At 74.1% G+C, this 15,735-nt stretch carries 5 protein-coding genes; 2 read left to right on the top strand and 3 right to left on the bottom strand.

Annotated features, from left to right (window positions below; genetic code table 11):
- Positions 1–66 precede the first annotated feature (66 nt).
- A complete protein-coding gene (locus FXF68_RS35115) occupies positions 67–873 on the top strand; it encodes a thioesterase II family protein (protein ID WP_148767064.1) in 807 nt (268 codons plus the stop codon).
- A gap of 63 nt (positions 874–936) precedes the next feature.
- Positions 937–11,757, top strand: coding sequence for a type I polyketide synthase (locus FXF68_RS35110; RefSeq protein WP_148767062.1), 10,821 nt, complete (start codon positions 937–939; stop codon positions 11,755–11,757).
- A 60-nt stretch (positions 11,758–11,817) separates the two neighbouring features.
- On the opposite strand, the gene thiO is transcribed toward FXF68_RS35110, so the two are convergent.
- From thiO to FXF68_RS35095, 3 genes are read right to left on the bottom strand one after another with little or no spacing between them, the layout of a single operon-like run.
- On the bottom strand, positions 11,818–12,930 hold the full coding sequence (gene thiO, locus FXF68_RS35105; RefSeq protein ID WP_148767060.1) for a glycine oxidase ThiO: 1,113 nt from the start codon (positions 12,928–12,930) through the stop codon (positions 11,818–11,820).
- A 16-nt stretch (positions 12,931–12,946) separates the two neighbouring features.
- Positions 12,947–15,088 (bottom strand): type I polyketide synthase, encoded by a 2,142-nt coding sequence (locus FXF68_RS35100; protein WP_148767058.1) that lies wholly within the window; start codon positions 15,086–15,088, stop codon positions 12,947–12,949.
- A 13-nt stretch (positions 15,089–15,101) separates the two neighbouring features.
- Positions 15,102–15,692, bottom strand: a complete 591-nt coding sequence (locus tag FXF68_RS35095; protein ID WP_222870232.1) for an FcoT family thioesterase — start codon at positions 15,690–15,692, stop codon at positions 15,102–15,104.
- Positions 15,693–15,735: the final 43 nt, after the last annotated feature.

Here is a 15,735-nt window from a genome sequence, read left to right as displayed (position 1 = left end):
AATTACCGCGCGGCGGCATCATGATCCGATGCCACTCTCCTTTCATTCGCGGGGAAGATGACGACGATGGCCCATTCGACCACCACCACCGGTTCGAGCACCTCCGGTTCCAGCACGGCCGGTTCCGAGAAGGCCGGTGACGCCTGGGCGCGGGCCTTTCACCCGGCGCCGGACGCCGCCGCGCGGCTCGTGTGCTTTCCGCACGCGGGCGGCGCCGCCAGCTTCTACTTTCCGGTCTCGGCGGCGCTGCGGCCGGAGACCGAGGTACTGGCCGTCCAGTACCCGGGCCGCCAGGACCGCCGCGCCGAGGCCCCGATCACCGACATCCAGGTGCTCGCCGACCGAGTGTTCGAGGCGCTGCGCCCCCGGCTCGCCGACCGGCCCGCGTTCTTCGGGCACAGCATGGGCGCGATCGTCGCGTTCGAGGTCGCCCGGCGGATGGAGCGTGCGGACGGCGTCTCCCCCGCCGTGCTGGTCGCGTCCGGTCGCCGGGCCCCGTCGCGGCGCCGCGCCGAGTCGGTGCACCTGCGGGACGACGACGGCATCGTCCGGGAGCTGAAGCGCCTGAACGGCACGGGCAGCGTCCTGCTGGAGGACGAGGAGCTGCTCCGCACGTTCCTGCCCGCCGTCCGCGGCGACTACCAGGCGATCGAGACGTACGAGTGCCCGGAGGGGCCGCCGCTGAGCTGCCCGATCACGGTGTTCACCGGCGACGACGACCCGCACGTCACGCTCGACGAGGCGCGGGCGTGGCGCGACCACACGAGCGGGGAGTTCGACCTCCAGGTCTTCCAGGGCGGGCACTTCTACCTGACGGCCCGGCCGAAGGAGACCCTCTCCCGCCTCACGGACGTGCTGTCCCGGTTCGCCTGAAACGGCCTTTTCCAGCCCGGTTCCTTTCAGATTCCTCTCACAGTGAGGGAGGCGCTCGGCGCCATGCCCAGTCAGTCCGGGACCAGTCAGTCCGGCCGTGCCCAGTCCGGCCGTGCCCCGTCCGGCGTTCCGGCGGCGGACCGCGAGGCCGTCGCGATCATCGGCATGGCGTGCCGGCTTCCGGGCGCGCCGAGCCCCGCCGCGTACTGGCGGCTGCTCCGCGCGGGGGCGGACGCCGTCACCGAGGTCCCCACCGGACGCTGGCCGGCCGACGCGCCGGGCCTCGACCGGCCCGGCGTCCGGTACGGCGCGTTCCTGGACCGGGTGGACGAGTTCGACCCGGGCTTCTTCGGGATCTCGCCGCGCGAGGCGGCGGCGATGGACCCGCAGCAGCGGCTGACGCTTGAGCTGGCCTGGGAGGCGCTGGAGGACGCGGGCATCGTCCCGGCGTCGCTGCGCGACAGCGGGACCGGGGTGTTCGTGGGCGCGATGTCGAACGACTTCGCGTCGCTCGTCCAGGGGCCGGACGCGATCAACGCGCACACGCTGACCGGCGTGCAGCGCGGCATCATCGCGAACCGCGTCTCCTACGCGCTCGGCCTGCGCGGCCCGAGCCTCACGGTCGACTCGGCGCAGGCGTCGGCGCTGGTCGCGGTGCACCTGGCCGCCGAGAGCCTCTGGACGGGACAGGCCGACCTCGCGCTCGCGGGCGGCGTCGACCTGAACCTCGTGCCCGGCGGCGCGGTGACGGTGGCCGAGTTCGGCGCCCTGTCTCCGGACGGACGCTGCCACACCTTCGACGCCCGCGCCAACGGCTACGTCCGGGGCGAGGGCGGCGGGGTCGTCGCGCTGAAGCTCCTGTCCCGCGCGGTCGAGGACGGTGACGACGTCCGCGCCGTGATCCTCGGCAGCGCGGTGAACAACGACGGGGCGACGGAGGGGCTGACCGTCCCGAGCGCGGCGGCGCAGGCCGACGCGATCCGGCTGGCGTGCCGCCGCGCCGGGATCGACCCGGGGACGCTGCAGTACGTCGAGCTGCACGGGACGGGCACGCCGGTCGGCGACCCGCTGGAGGCGGCCGGTCTCGCGACGGCGCTCGGCGACGCGACGCGGCGACCGCCGGTCGCGGTCGGCTCGGCGAAGACCAACGTGGGCCACTTGGAGGCGGCGGCGGGCATCGCCGGGCTGATCAAGGCGGTGCTGAGCATCCGGCACCGCGAGGTGCCCGCCAGCCTGAACTTCGAGACGCCGAACCCGCGCATCGACCTCGACGCGCTGGGCCTGCGCGTCCAGACCGAGACGGGTCCGTGGGCGCGGCCCGGCGAGCGGTTGCTCGCGGGGGTGAGCTCGTTCGGGATGGGCGGGACGAACTGCCATGTCGTGCTGTCCGATCCGCCGCCCGTGCCGGTCGCCAGGGACTCGGGGCCGGTTCCGGTGGAGGCCGTCCCGATCGTGCCGTGGACGCTGTCGGGCCGGACCAGTGCGGCGCTTCGCGCCCAGGCGGAGCGGCTGCGGGAGTTGTCGCTCGACCGTCCGGAGGACGCCGCCGACGTCGGCTGGACGCTCGCCACCGCCCGCACCCATTTCGAGCACCGCGCCGTCGCGCTCGGCGCCGATCGCGACGAGCTGCTCGCCCGCCTCGACGCCATCGCCGCGGGCACGGACTCCACGGGCGTGGTGCGGGGCGAGACCGGTGACGACACGGGCCGCGTCGTGCTGCTCTTCCCGGAGTCGAGCGACGGGGCGCGGTGGGACGTCGCGGCGCGCGACCTGCTCGGGTCGTCCGCCGTGTTCCGGGAGCGGATCGACGAGTGCGCTGCCGTGCTCGACCCGCTCACGGGCTGGTCGCTGCTGGACGTCCTGACCGGCGAGCCCGGCGCGCCGGACGCCGACGACGCGGCCGTCGCGGAGCCCGTCCTGTTCGCGGCCATGGTCGCGCTGGCCGGGGTGTGGGAGCGGCTCGGCGTGCGGCCGGACGCCGTCCTCGGCCGGGGGGCGGGGCGGCTCGCCGCCGACTGCGTCGCGGGCGCGCTGACGCTGGACGACGCCGCGCGGCTCGTGGTGTCCGGACGCGGGGACGCGGCCGACGCGGTGCCGTTCGAGGACGCCGTGCGCGCCCTCGTTCAGGACGGCCACGGGACGTTCGTCGAAGTCAGCCCGCATCCCGTCCTCAGCGGGATCGTGCGGGGAGTATCCGCGTCGTCGGTCGTCGTGGGGTCGCTCCGGCGCGGCACAGGTTCCTGGACGGCGCTGCTGGAGGCGATGGCGGAGCTGCACGTCCACGGCGCCCCGGTGAACTGGGCCGCCGTGTTCGCGGGACGGCGGCCCCGGCGCGTCGGCCTGCCCACGTACGCTTTCCAGCGGGAACGCTACTGGCCGGACGGCGAACCCGCACCGGCCCCCGTCGCACCGACCTCGGGCGCCGCGGAGCCGGGCGAGCTGCTCGGGCTCGTGCGGGCGCACGCGGCCGACGTCCTCGGCCACGCCACCGCGGACAGGGTCGACACCCGCCGGACCTTCAAGGACCTCGGCGTCGATTCGACGCTCGCCGTCGAGCTGAGCGAGCGGCTCGCGGACGCCACCGGCCTGCCGCTGCCCGCCACGGCCGTCTACGACCATCCGACCCCGGCGAAGCTTGCCGGGCACCTGCGCGACGCGCTCGCGTCCGGAGGACCCGTCGCGGTGACCGCCGCGACGGCCGCCGACGAGCCGATCGCCATCGTCGGCATGGGCTGCCGCTATCCGGGCGGCGTGTCCTCCCCCGCCGACCTGTGGCGCCTGGTCGCGGACGGCGTCGACGCCATCACCGGCTTCCCGGACGACCGGGGCTGGGACGTCGACGCCCTGTACTCGCCCGAGCCCGGCGTGCCCGGGAGGACCTACTCCCGGCACGGCGGTTTCCTGGACGGCGCCGACCGCTTCGACGCCGCGTTCTTCGGGATCAGCCCGCGCGAGGCGGCGGCGATGGACCCGCAGCAGCGCGTCCTGCTGGAGGTCGCCTGGGAGACCCTGGAACGCGCGGGCATCGACCCGCTGTCGCTGAACGGCACCGCGACGGGCGTGTTCGTCGGCGCGACGGCCCAGGAGTACGGGCCGCGCCTGCACGAGTCGCCCGAGGACGTCGGCGGATACCTGCTGACCGGCAACACGGCGAGCATCGCGTCCGGGCGGATCGCGTTCACGCTGGGGCTTGAGGGTCCGGCGGTGACGGTCGACACGGCGTGCTCGTCCTCGCTCGTCGCGATCCACCAGGCCGCCCAGGCGCTCCGGCAGGGCGACTGCGCGCTGGCCTTGGCGGGCGGCGTCACGGTCATGGCGACTCCGGGCATGTTCGTGGAATTCAGCCGCCAGCGCGGATTGGCGTCGGACGGACGATGCAAGGCGTTCTCAGCGCAGGCGGACGGCACCGGATGGAGCGAGGGCGCGGGGATGCTGCTCTTGGAGCGGCTCTCCGATGCTCAGCGCAATGGCCATCATGTCGTGGCCGTCATCCGGGGAAGTGCGATCAATCAGGACGGTGCCTCCAATGGGTTGACCGCGCCGAACGGGCCGTCGCAGCAGCGCGTCATCCGACAGGCGCTCGCCAATGCGCGACTGTCTGGAAGTGATGTCGATGTGGTGGAGGCCCACGGCACCGGGACCACTCTGGGCGATCCGATCGAGGCGCATGCGCTGATCGCCACTTACGGGCAGCGCGATGCCGAGCGGCCGTTGTGGCTGGGGTCGTTGAAATCCAATATCGGCCACGCCCAGGCGGCGGCAGGGGTGGGCGGGATCATCAAGATGGTGCAGGCCATGCAGCACGGCCTGCTGCCCCGCACTTTGCACGCGGAGGAGCCGTCGCCCCATATCGACTGGGCCGGTGGGGCTGTCCAACTGCTCACGGATGCGACGCCTTGGCCCGAGAGCGGGCGTCCGCGGCGCGCCGCCGTCTCTTCCTTCGGCATTTCCGGCACCAACGCTCACGTCATCATCGAGCACACGCCCGTCGCCGTTCCGCAGGCGGGTGCTTCCTCGCCGTTGCTGCTGTCCGGCAGGACGGAGACGGCGGTTCGGGCACAGGCTCAGCGGTTGCACGACGCTCTCACGGGCGCTGTCGAGCCGAATGTCTCGGGTGTCGCGTCTGCGCTGGCCACGGCCCGTGCGACGTTCGACCACCGGGCCGCAGTCACGGGCGAGTCCCGTGGGGAGTTGCTGGAAGGGCTGCGGGCACTGGCCTCCGGGCAGGCCCCCGTTCGCCATGTCGCGGGTTCCGGGAAACTGGCCTACCTGCTGACCGGTCAGGGCTCTCAACGTGCCCAGATGGGGCGGGAGCTTTACGACGCCTATCCGGTCTTCGCCGAGGCTCTGGACGAGACCATTCGCCATCTCGACCCGTATCTCCCCCACCCGCTCAAGCCCACCCTGTTCGCCGCACCCGACAGCCCCCAAAACCACCTCCTCCACCAAACCCTCTACACGCAAACCTCGCTCTTCGCCCTCCAAGTCGCGCTTCACCGCCTTCTCCAGACCTACGGAGTCGCGCCTGATTACCTCCTGGGGCACTCCCTCGGCGAACTCACCGCCGCCCACCTCTCCGGGATACTCACCCTCCCCGACGCCGCCACCCTGATCACCACCCGCGCCAAACTCATGCAACAACTCCCCTCCGGCGGCGCGATGCTGGCGGTGGAGGCGAGCGACCAGGAGATCCGGCCGCTTCTCGGTGACGGTGACGGCGTTTCGATAGCGGCGGTGAACGGGCCTCGATCCACCGTCCTCTCCGGCGACACCGACACCGTTCAGGCGATCGGAGCCGCGTTGGCGGAGCGGGGCCTCAAGACGCACAAGCTCCGCGTCAGCCACGCATTCCACTCCCCGCACATGGACGCGATGCTCGACGAATTCCGGCAGGTCGCGGAAAGCCTGGAGTACCGCCAGCCGGAAATTCCGATCGTCTCCAACCTCACCGGAAACATCGCCGGATCCGAAATCACCACACCCGACTACTGGGTCCGCCACGTCCGGCAAGCCGTCCGATTCCACCAAGGCGCGCAGACGCTCCACCGCGAAGGCGTGACCGCGTATCTCGAACTCGGGCCGGACGCCGTGCTGAGCGCGCTCGTGCGGGACGCGCTGCCGGACGCCGCCGCCGTCCCGGTCCTGCGGCGTGACCGGGCGGAGGCGGCGACGCTCACCTCCGCGCTCGCGCACCTCCACGTCGCCGGAGCCTCCGTCGACTGGACGTCGCATTTCCCGTCCGCGCGGCCGTCCGACGTGCCGACCTATCCGTTCGAGCGGCAGCACTACTGGCTCGACGCGCCGTCCTCCGGCGGCGCGGGCGCGGACGCTCACCCGCTGCTCGGCGCCGAGACGGCGCTCGCCGACGACCGCACCGCCTTCACCGGACGGATCTCCCGCCGCACACACCGCTGGGTCGCGGACCACACCGTCGCGGAAACCGTGCTGCTGCCGGGCACCGCGATCGTGGAAATCGTCCTCGAAGCGGCACGGCGGACGGGCCTCGACCGGATCGACGAGCTGGTGCTGCACGCCCCGCTGCCCGTCCCGGACGGGGCCGGGGTGGACGTGCAGCTCATCGTCGCCGCGCCGTCCGCCGGCGGCGCACGGGAGTTCAGCGTGCACTCGCGGCCGGTGCCCGGCGAGGGTATGCCGTGGACCCGCCACGCGACGGGCACGTTCGGCGAGGCCACGGACGCCGTCCCGGACGGACTCGGGCCCTGGCCCCCGAACCACGCGGAGCGCCTCGACCCGGACGGCCTCTACGACACGCTTGCCGACCGCGGCCTGGAATACGGCCCGGCGTTCCGCGTCCTGCGGGACGGATGGCGGGACGGCGACGACGTGTTCGCGGAGGTCGCGCTGTCCCCGGAACAGGAGGCGACGGCGGGACGGTTCAACGTCCACCCGGCCCTGTTCGACGGCGTCCTCCACGCGGCGCTCGGCGTGGACGGGACGTCCTCCCTCCGCCTCCCCTTCTCCTGGACGGGCGTCCAGTTGCACGGCACGGGCGTCTCGGCGTCACGCGCGAAGGTCACCCGAACCGGGCCGGACACGGTGACGCTGACCATGACCGACGACACCGGAGCGCCCGTCGTCTCGGTCGCCGGGCTGACGCTGCTCGCCGCTTCGGCGGACCGGATCTCGGCGGCCGCGAACGCGAACGGCACGTCGCTGTTCGAGGTCCGGTGGCCGGTGATCGACGTCGGCGGCGTCCCGGCGGAGGGATGGGCGGCGGTCGGCGCCGCCCTGGCCGAAGCCGCCCCGGACGGCGGCGTCCACGACGATCTCGCCTCCCTCGCTGACGGCGGGGCGGTGCCGGGGGTCGTCGCGGTCGCGCTGGCGTCGGACGTCGACGACCCGACCGAGGCCGTCCGCGCTTACGCGCGCCGGGCGCTCGACCTGGTGCGGGAATGGCTCGGCGACGACCGGTTCGCGTCGTCCCGGCTGGCCGTTGTGACGCGGGGCGCGGTCTCGACCGGAGACGGCGGCCCCGCCGACCCGGCCGCCGCCGCGTGCTGGGGGCTGGTGCGGTCGGCGCAGTCGGAGAACCCGGACCGGATCGTCCTCGTGGACGTCGACGGCCGTCCCGCCTCGTACCGCGCGCTCCCCGCCGTCCTGGCCGGGGACGAGCCGCAGGTCGCCCTCCGTGACGGCCGGGCGCACGTGCCCCGCCTCGCCCGAACGACGGTCACGGCCGGCGGCCGGGCGCTCGACCCGGACGGGACCGTCCTGGTCACCGGCGGCACCGGGGGCCTCGGACGCCTGGTCGCGCGGCATCTCGTCGAGCGGCACGGCGTCCGGCGGCTGCTGCTCGCGAGCCGCCGCGGACCGGACGCGGACGGCGCGACCGAACTGGCGGCGGAGTTGTCCGCGCTGGACGCCGACGTGGCGTTCGCCGCCTGCGACGCCGCCGATCCCTCCGCGCTGGCCGGGCTGGTCGCCGCCGTGCCCGCCGCGCATCCGCTCACGGCGGTGGTGCACGCGGCGGGCGTGCTCGACGACGGCGTGGTCACCGGGCTGACCGGGGAGCGGCTCGACGCCGTCCTGCGGCCGAAGGCGACGGCGGCCTGGCACCTGCACGCGTTGACCCGCGACCTGGACCTGGCGGCGTTCGTCCTGTTCTCCTCGATCGCCGGGACGATCGGCAGCCCCGGCCAGGGCAACTACGCGGCGGCCAACGCGTCCCTCGACGCGCTGGCCCAGCACCGCCGCGACCTCGGCCTGCCCGCCGTCTCCATCGGCTGGGGCCTGTGGGACGGCGGCATGGCGGACGGTCTGGAGGACGCCGAGAAGGCGCGCTGGTCGCGTGGCGGCGTCGTCCCGCTGCCCGCCGACGAGGGGCTGGCGCTGCTCGACGCCGTCCTCGGCGGCGACCGGGCCTCGGTCGTCGCCGCGCGGCTCGACCTCGCCGCGCTCGGACGTGCGGGCACGCCCGGTCCTCTGCTGCGCGACCTGGTCCGCTCCCCCGTCCGGAGCCGCGCGAAGGGCGGCACGTCCCTGCGCGGGCTGGACGGCCTGACCGACGCCGAGCGCCGGGCGCGCGTTCTCGACCTCGTCCGGACGAGCACCGCCGCCGTCCTCGGGCACGGCCGCGCCGACGACATCGACACCGAGCGCGCCTTCAAGGAACTCGGCTTCGACTCGCTGACCGCCGTCGAGCTGCGCAACAGCCTGAACGCCGCGACCGGGCTCAGTCTCCCGACCACGCTGCTGTTCGACCATCCGAGGCCCGGCGCCCTCGCCGACCACATCGTCGGCGAACTGTCCGGCGGCGGGGACGCGGAGGCGCGGGCGGCCGTGCCGTCCGGAACGCCCGGCCCGGCGGCCGACGACGACCCGATCGTGATCGTCGGGATGGGCTGCCGCTATCCGGGGGACGTCCGGTCGCCGGAGGCGCTGTGGCGGCTGGTCGCGGACGGCGCCGACGTGATCTCCGGGTTCCCGGACGACCGCGGCTGGAACCTCGACGAGCTGTACGACCCGGACCCGGACCGCACCGGCACGTCCTACACGCGCCAGGGCGGGTTCCTGTACGACGCGGCCGACTTCGACCCGGCCTTCTTCGGGATCAGCCCGCGCGAGGCCCTCGCCATCGACCCGCAGCAGCGGATCCTCCTGGAAGTCGCCTGGGATACCCTCGAACGCGCGGGCATCGCGCCCGGCACGCTGCGCGGCAGCCGCACCGGCGTCTTCACCGGGATCATGTACGACGACTACGGCTCACGCCTCAACCCCGCACCGGGCGAATTCGAGGGGTACGTCGGCAGCGGGAGTATGCCGAGCGTCGCGTCCGGGCGCCTCTCCTACACCTACGGTTTCGAGGGTCCGGCGGTGTCGGTCGACACGGCGTGCTCGTCCTCGCTGGTGGCTCTGCATCTGGCGGCGCAGGCGCTGCGGAACGGCGAATGCGACCTGGCGCTGGCCGGTGGCGTCACCGTCATGGCGACGCCCACGACGTTCGTCGAATTCAGCCGACAGCGCGCATTGGCGACAGATGGGCGATGCAAAGCGTTCTCAGCCCAGGCGGACGGCACCGGATGGGGCGAAGGCGCGGGACTGCTGCTCCTGGAACGCCTCTCCGACGCTCGCAACAATGGCCACCGCATTCTGGCCGTCGTCCGGGGCAGCGCGGTCAACCAGGACGGCGCCTCGAATGGGCTGACCGCGCCGAACGGACCGTCGCAGCAGCGCGTCATCCGGCAGGCGCTCGCCAATGCGCGACTGACCGGCGGCGACGTCGATGTCGTGGAGGCCCACGGCACCGGGACGACTTTGGGCGACCCGATCGAGGCGCAGGCTCTCATCGCCACCTATGGGCGGCGGCGCGACGCCGAGAACCCGTTGTGGCTGGGGTCGCTGAAATCCAACATCGGCCACACGCAGGCCGCCGCCGGGGTGGGCGGAATCATCAAGATGGTGCAGGCCATGCAGCACGGACTGCTGCCCCGCACTTTGCACGCCGAGGAGCCGTCACCCCACATCGACTGGTCCGGCGGGACGGTCCAACTCCTCAATCACCCGATGCCGTGGCCCGACACCGATCATCCGCGCCGGGCCGCCGTTTCCTCGTTCGGGATTTCCGGGACCAACGCTCACGTCATCATCGAGCAGGCCCCGTCCGTGGAAGCCGCACGGGTGGATGGCGCGGGTTCGGACGAACCGCTGCCCTGGGTGCTGTCCGCGAAGTCGGAGGAGGCGCTGCGGAGCCATGCCGCGCGCCTGCACGAGCACGTTTCCGCTCGTCCCGAGCTTGAGGCGGCGGACGTCGCCTACACGCTCGCCGCGACCCGGACGAAGTTCGACCACCGGGCGGTGGTCGGCGGCGAGACCCGCAATGACCTCCTGGCCGGGCTGCATGCACTGGCCTCCGGGCAGGCTCCCGTCCGTCACATCGCGGGCTCGGAGAAACTGGCTTTCCTGCTGACCGGGCAAGGCTCCCAGCGTCCCGGAATGGGGCGGGGACTTTATGACGCCTATCCGGTCTTCGCAGAGGCTCTGGACGAGACCATTCGCCATCTCGACCCGCATCTCCCCCACCCGCTCAAGCCCATCCTGTTCGCCGCACCCGACAACCCCCAAAACCACCTCCTCCACCAAACCCTCTACACACAAACCTCACTCTTCGCCCTCCAAACCGCACTCCACCGACTCCTCCAGACCTACGGCATCACCCCCGACTACCTCCTGGGGCACTCCCTCGGCGAACTCACCGCCGCCCACCTCTCCGGGATACTCACCCTCCCCGACGCCGCCACCCTGATCACCACCCGCGCCAAACTCATGCAACAACTCCCCTCCGGCGGCGCGATGGTGTCGATCCGGGCGGGCGAGGACGACGTGATCGCAACCCTTCGAGGCGACGTCTCGATAGCGGCGGTGAACGGGCCTCGATCGACCGTCATCTCCGGCGACGCGGAGACCGTCCAGGCCATTGCGGCGGAATGGAAGGAACGCGGCGTCAAGACGCACAGGCTCCGCGTCAGCCACGCATTCCACTCACCGCACATGGACGCCATGCTCGACGAATTCCGCCAAGTCGCGGAAACCCTGGAGTACCGCCAACCCGAAATTTCCATCGTCTCCAACCTCACCGGAAACATCGCCGGACCCGAAATCACCACACCCGACTACTGGGTCCGCCACGTCCGGCAAGCCGTCCGATTCCACCAAGGCGCACAGACACTCCACCGCGAAGGCGTCACCACCTACCTCGAACTCGGACCGGACGCCGTGCTGACCGCGCTCGCGCGGACCGCCGTCGCGGACGCCGACCCCGAGGCGGACGCGGTCATGCTGCCGCTGCTGCGGCCGGGACGCTCCGAGCCCGGCACGCTGCTCGCCGCGCTCGCCCACGTGCGCGCCGACGCGGAGCGGCCCGCCGCCCTCCCCGCGGGCGGGCGCGGTGTGGACCTGCCCACCTATCCGTTCGAGCGGCGGCGCTACTGGCTCGAGGCGCCCGCCGCGACCGGCAGCGCCACCGGCCTCGGTCTGGACCCGGCGGGGCATCCGCTGCTCGCCACGGCCACCGAGCTGCCCGGCGGCGGCCGCCTCCTCACCGGGCGGATCTCCCTGGACGCCCAGCCCTGGCTCGCCGACCACACGATCATGGACGAGGTGCTGCTGCCCGGCACGGCGCTGGTCGAGCTGGCGATGCACGCCGCGTCCCTGACGGGGTGCGACGAGATCGAGGAGTTCGTCCTGCACACGCTGGTCACGTTCGACGCGCGCGGGGCCGTCCTGCTGCACGTCGCGGTGGGTCCGGCGGACGAGACGGGCCGCAGGTCCGTCACCGTCCGGTCGCGGGGCGAGAACGACACGTCCTGGACGCAGAACGCGGAAGGCACCCTCGCCACGACGTCCGCCAGGGAGCCGGTCGCCTGACCGTGACGTGCGTCCGCCCCGGCCGGAAGGAATTCCGGCCGGGGCGGACCTCTGAGAGGGTCAGGCGAAGCGGTGCGGGGTGAAGGGCTTCGCGACGTCGGGCAGGGCGCCGGTCGTCAGCGCGTCGACCATGGCGTCGGCGGTGGCGGGCGTGAGCTGGACGCCGATCCGGAAATGCCCCGTGCACAGCAGCAGTCCGGGAACGGTGGTCTCGCCGAGGACGGGAAGGTCGTCCGGCGCGCCCGGACGCATCCCGACGCCCGCCTCCGCGAACTCCAGGGAGGTGACGTCGGGAAGGACGGCCGCGGCCCGGGCCAGCAGGTCCCGGACGCCTCCGGCGGTGACGGTCATGTCGTCGCCGACGTCCTCGTAGGTGGCGCCGACGGCCAGCTCGCCGTCCAGGCGCGGGATGAGGTAGACGGCTCTGCCGTCCACGGCGGCGCGGGTGGTGCGCGCGAGGAACGGTTCGGCGGAGCGCAGCCGCACGATCTGCCCCTTGACCGGCCGGATCTCCGGGACGGCGCCCGGCGGCAGCCCGCCGACGCGGCGCGTCCAGGAGCCCGCCGCGAGGACGACGCGGTCGCCGGACACGGTCCCGCCCGAGCGGAGCCGGACGCCGGTCGCGCGGCCTCCCGCCACGACCGCCTCGGTGACCGCGTCCGCGATCAGCGTTCCGCCGCGCCGTTCGATGGCGGCGGTCAGCGCGGCCGTCATGCGGCGCGGGTCGATCGCGCCGTCGTCCGGGGCGAGCAGCCCGCCGCGGACGGACGGCGCGAGCCGCGGCTCGTGCGCGCGGCAGTCGGCGGCGGTGAGCGCCTCCGTCCGGATGCCGAGCGACTCCTGGAGGGCGCGCAGCCGGTCCAGGGCGGCGAGGTCGGCGTCGGTGAACGCGGCGTCGAGGACGCCGTCGCGGCGGTGGCCGGCGTCGCGGCCCGCGTCCTCCTCCAGCTCCGCGACGAAGGACGGGTAGCGGTCCCGCGAGGCGAGGTAGAGCCCGCGCAGCGGGCCGTCCTCGTGGACCTGCTCGGTGAGCGGCGGGAGCATGCCGCCGGAGGCGTGCGACGCGCGGCCCGGCTCGGCCGGGTCGACGACGGTCACCCGCAGCCCGGCGGTCAGCGCCCGCCAGGCGGTGGCGAGGCCGACCACGCCGCCACCGGCGATCACCACGTGCATGGAGGGGTCCCTTCGGTCAGGAGAGCAGCCGGTGCAGGTGCCCGGCCAGGCGGGCGGCGCTCGGATGGTCGAACGCGACGGTCGCGGGGAGGCGCAGGCCCGTCCGGGCGGCGAGCCGCCGGTTCAGCTCCACGGTGGTGAGGGAGTCCATGCCGAGCTCGCCGAACTCGCGGGCGGGGTCGAGGCCGTCCGGGGACGAGTGGCCGAGGACGTCCGCGACCTGCGCCCGCACGAACTCCAGGACGGCGTCCTCCCGTTCGGCGCCGGACAGGTGCGCGAGCCGTTCGCGCAGGTCCGGGCCGTCCGACGGGCGGGCGGCGCGGCCGGAGACGGCGAGGTCGGCCATCACCTCGGGCAGCGCGCCCGGTCCCGCGCGCAGCGCGGACTCGTCGAGCCGGACGGGCGCGAGCACGGCCCGGTCCTGGCGGAGGGCCGCGTCGAGCAGGTCGAGGCCCTGGTCGGCGGTGAGCGGGGCCAGGCCGGAGCGACGGAGCCGGGTGAGGTCGGCGGCGCTGAGGCCGGTGCCCATGCCGTCCTCCCACAGGCCCCAGGCCAGGGACAGGCCGGGCAGTCCGGTCGCGCGGCGGCGGTGCGCGAGCGCGTCCAGGAAGGCGTTGGCCGCCGCGTAGTTGGCCTGGCCCGCGCCTCCGGCGGTGCCGGACACGGAGGAGAACAGGATCAGCTCGCAGCCCGGCAGGTGCTCGGTCAGCTCGTGGAGGTTCAGCGCGGCGTCGGCCTTCGGACGCAGCACCCGCTCGAACCTGCGGGGGGTGAGTGCGGTGACGGTCCCGTCGTCCACGACGCCCGCCGCGTGCACCACGGCGACGAGCGGCCGGTCCGCCGGGATCGCGGCGAGGACGCGCTCCAGCGCGGGACGGTCCGCCGCGTCGCAGGCGGCGATGTCGACGTCCGCGCCGAGGCCGGTCAGCTCGGCGGCCAGCTCGGCCGCGCCGGGGGTGGCGTCACCGCGGCGGCCGAGGAGCAGCAGCCGCCGCACCCCGTGCTCGCGGACGAGTCGGCGCGCGACCAGCGCCCCGAGCGCGCCGAGCCCGCCGGTGACGAGCATGGTCCCGGCCGGGTCCCAGCGGGGCGTCGGGGCCGCTGGCGCGGCGGGCGGCACGCGGGTCAGGCGGGGCCGGGACGGCCGCCCGTCTTGGACGGCGAGCTGCGCCTCCCCGGTGTCCACGGCGGCGGCGAGCGCGGGCCCGGACGAGCCGGTGTCGTCCAGGTCGACCAGCGCGAACCGTCCCGGATGCTCGGACTGGGCGGACCGCACCATCCCCCACACGGCGGCGCCCGCGAGGTCGGGGACGTCGTCCCCGTCCCGCACGGCGACCGCGCCCTGGGTGACGAACACGAGCCGGGACCCGGCGAGCCGCTCGTCGGCGAGCCACTCCTGGATCAGCACGAGCGCCCGCTGCGTCGCCGCCCGCACCTCGGCCGCCTCGTCGGTGCAGGACACCACGACGGTCCCGGGGACGGCGTCGCCCGCGCGCAGCCCGTCGTCCAAGGCGCGCAGCGACGGATACAGCTCGACCCGCCGTCCCGCCGACTTGAGCGCGCCGGTGACGCCGAGGTGGTCGGTGCCGAGAAAGGCGAGCGCGCCGGTGCCGGGGACGCTCGGGCGGGTCAGGGCCGTCCAGTCGAGGCGGAGCAGCGCGGCCCCGGCGGACCGGCCGCCGCCGGGCGCGCGGAGCGCGAGGGACGCGACCGACGCGACCGGCCGCCCCTCGCCGTCGGTCACGGTCAGCGACACCGCGTTCGCGCCGTCCGGCGCCATGCGGACGCGCAGCTCCCGCGCCCCGGACGCGCCGCCCAGCCGCACGCCCCGCCACACGAACGGGACGCGCGGCGCGTCCGGCCCGGTCGCGGCGGGCAGCAGCGTCGTGTGCAGCGCCCCGTCGAACAGGGCGGGGTGCAGCAGGTAGGAGGCCGCGGCGCCGGACAGGCCCGGGTCGAGGGCGATCTCCGCGAACAGCTCGTCCCCGCGCCGCCACGCGGCCCGCAGCCCGCGGAACGCGGGACCGTAGCGGAAGCCGCGCTCGGCGAGCCGGGCGTACAGGTCGGCGGTGTCGACCGGGTCGGCGTCCGGCGGCGGCCACTCCCCCGTCGTCTCGGTGATGACCGGTCTCGTGGTGTCGGGAGTCGTCTCGTCCATCGCTGCCTCCGGCTCAGCCGCCGGACGGCGGCGGGTTCAGGATCGCGGCGGTGACCTCGCCGTGGCTGTCGCCGCCGTGCTCGTCCCAGAAGCGGCAGGTGGTGCGGATCACGACCAGGGCGTCGCGGATGTCGCTGGCGTCCCACTCGGCGACGTCCGCGATCTGGATCTCGCCCTGGAACAGCCGCCCGCGCATCTGCGTGCGGAACGCGCTGCGCAGGTCGGTGATGAGGATCTCGCCGAGCTGGCGGGTCCAGAAGTCGTCCATGTCCCATCGGGAGAAGGGCGCGACGACGCGCTCCTTCACCGCCTTGGCGACCAGGTAGTAGAACATCTGGTTGAAGCAGATGTTGAACTCGACCGCGTTGAAGTGGCCGGTGTCGTCGATGTAGCAGGACTCGGGGATCTCGAACGTGCAGGCCGCGCCGACCCGGAGCTGGTCGGCGGGCCCGGCCGGGTCGCGCTCGACGGTCAGCTCGGCCGACGTCAGGTACTCGCAGCGCTTCGCCCGGTACGGCCGCAGGACCTGGGTGAGCAGGTCCGGGTCGTCGGGGTAGCGGGCCGGGGCCGGCGCGCCGCCCGGCCGTTCCATCACTTCCGCCATCTCGGTGTCTCCTCGGGTTCGCAGGTGTCCGTTGGTCGGCGCG

The sequence above is a fragment of the Actinomadura decatromicini genome, from assembly GCF_008121305.1.
Taxonomy (GTDB): domain Bacteria; phylum Actinomycetota; class Actinomycetes; order Streptosporangiales; family Streptosporangiaceae; genus Spirillospora; species Spirillospora syzygii.
Note: the sequence above shows the minus strand (reverse complement) of the source record. Positions and strands in the feature narration are given on the sequence as shown.

Excerpts from the sequence above, each read along its gene's own strand:
- FXF68_RS35115 (WP_148767064.1), top strand. The coding sequence starts at position 67 with ATGGCCCATTCGACCACCACCACCGGTTCGAGCACCTCCGGTTCCAGC.
- FXF68_RS35110 (WP_148767062.1), top strand. The coding sequence starts at position 937 with ATGCCCAGTCAGTCCGGGACCAGTCAGTCCGGCCGTGCCCAGTCCGGC.
- thiO (WP_148767060.1), bottom strand. The coding sequence starts at position 12,930 with ATGCACGTGGTGATCGCCGGTGGCGGCGTGGTCGGCCTCGCCACCGCC.
- FXF68_RS35100 (WP_148767058.1), bottom strand. The coding sequence starts at position 15,088 with ATGGACGAGACGACTCCCGACACCACGAGACCGGTCATCACCGAGACG.
- FXF68_RS35095 (WP_222870232.1), bottom strand. The coding sequence starts at position 15,692 with ATGGCGGAAGTGATGGAACGGCCGGGCGGCGCGCCGGCCCCGGCCCGC.